The organism is Methylobacterium sp. WL6 (assembly GCF_008040095.1).
Taxonomy (GTDB): Bacteria; Pseudomonadota; Alphaproteobacteria; order Rhizobiales; family Beijerinckiaceae; genus Methylobacterium.
This window is the reverse complement of the sequence record NZ_VRVH01000529.1, coordinates 1-1,691: the sequence shown is the minus strand read 5'-3', so window position 1 is coordinate 1,691 and position 1,691 is coordinate 1. Positions and strand designations below refer to the sequence as shown.

The 1,691-nt window shown below is 75.6% G+C and carries 1 pseudogene; it reads left to right on the top strand.

Going from position 1 to position 1,691, the window contains the following annotated elements:
- A pseudogene (locus FV230_RS30130) lies at positions 1–1,691 on the top strand (hypothetical protein); the annotation flags it as partial.

The window sequence follows — 1,691 nt, the reverse complement described above, 5'->3', positions numbered from 1 at the left end:
GGCCGCGCCGGCTCCCGCCGCCGCGACGATGCCCGACGCCGCCCCGGACGGCGCCCTCGGCGCGACCATCCAGGCCCTGCTCGCGCGCATCGACGGGCTCGACCGCACCCTCGCCGAGGAGCGGCTGTCGGTGGAGGACGCCGCCCAGCGCCGGATCGCCGACATCGAATCCCGCATCGGCGCGGCGATCGGCGCCAGCGCCGCGCCGGTCCAGCAGGTCGCCGAGCGCCTCGGCGACATCGAGCGCCGGATGTCGGCGCTGGGTGAGCAGCTCGCGGCGACCCGGCCCCCGGGCCGGCGCGGCCGCCCGGCGGCCGCCGAGATCCAGGATGCGGTGCAGGACATCCGCCAGCGCCAGCGCGAGCTCGGCGAGAACGCCGGCGCCAGCGTGGTCGCGACCATGCGCGAGGACATCGCCCGCCGCCTCGACGCGACGGTCGAGGACACCGCGCTGCCGGACACCGCGGTGTCCGAGCTGCGCCGCGAGACGAACCGGCTTCGCGAATCGATCGGCCATCTCGCCACGCGGCGCGACCTCGGCGCCCTGGAGCAGGCGGTGATCTCGCTGGCCAGCGGCGTCGAGCGCGCCGGAGCGCCGGCGGACCTCGCCGCCATCGCCGAGCCGATCGAGCTGATCCGCGCGCAGGTCGAGCGGCTGGCCGACGACGTGGCCGAGAACGTCCACACCCGCGTGGCCGGCGAGGTCGAGCGCCTCGCCTCCCGGCTCGATGCCGTCGTCGCCACCGGGCACGGCAGCGCCGTCGATCACGACGCGCTCAAGCACCTGTTCGACGAGATCGAGGAGATCCGCCGCCTGATCGCGGCGCTCGCCGGGCCGGAGCGGATCCAGAGCCTCGCCGCCGGCGTCCAGGCGATCAGCGCGCAAATCGCCCAGCTCCAGAAGGCCGCGACCGCAGGCAGCGACACCGCCCTGCGCCCTCTGCTGGAGGAGATCCGCAGCGGCCTCAACGCCAGCGTTCCCGCCCCGGCGGCGCTGGTCGACCAGATCGACGCGATCGCCTCGAAGCTCGATGCGATGCAGGCGGGCGCACACGGCGCCGACGCGGCCAGCTCTCAGGCGATCCTCGGGCGGATCGACGCGCTGTCGGACAAGGTCGACCGCGTCAGCACCCAGCCGGTGGGCGACCTGATCGGGCGCCTGGAAGGCCTCGGCGAGAGCCTGCGCATGCCGGCGATGCCGGGCGGCGACGTCGCCTCGATCCACGCCATGCTGCGCAACCTCGCGGAGAAGGTCGACCGCGTCGGCGCGCGCTCCGGCGACGACGGCCTCGACGCCCTGGAAAAGCAGGTGGTGTCGATCGCCGACCGGCTCGACGCCCGCAGCGGCGACCCGACGCTCGCAAGCCTGGAGCGGTCCATGGGCGACCTGCTCAAGCAGGTCTCCGCACTCCGCGACGAGGCGCCGATCGAGGCCGCCGTGGCCCGTGCCACCCGCAGCGCCGTAGCCGATTCGATTGGCGGCCGCGGGAACGCCGAGACGAGCGAGTTCGGGCTGCTGCGCGCCGGCCTCGCGGACATGCAGGCCCGGCAGGCGGCGTCCGACCAGCGCCTCGCCACGACGCTCGAAGGGGTGCAGACCGCCCTCGAGCGCCTGACCGGGCGCCTCGATGCGCCCCCGGCCGCCGCGCCGCCGAGCAGGGCCATGCCCGCTCGATGCACAACCTCGCGGT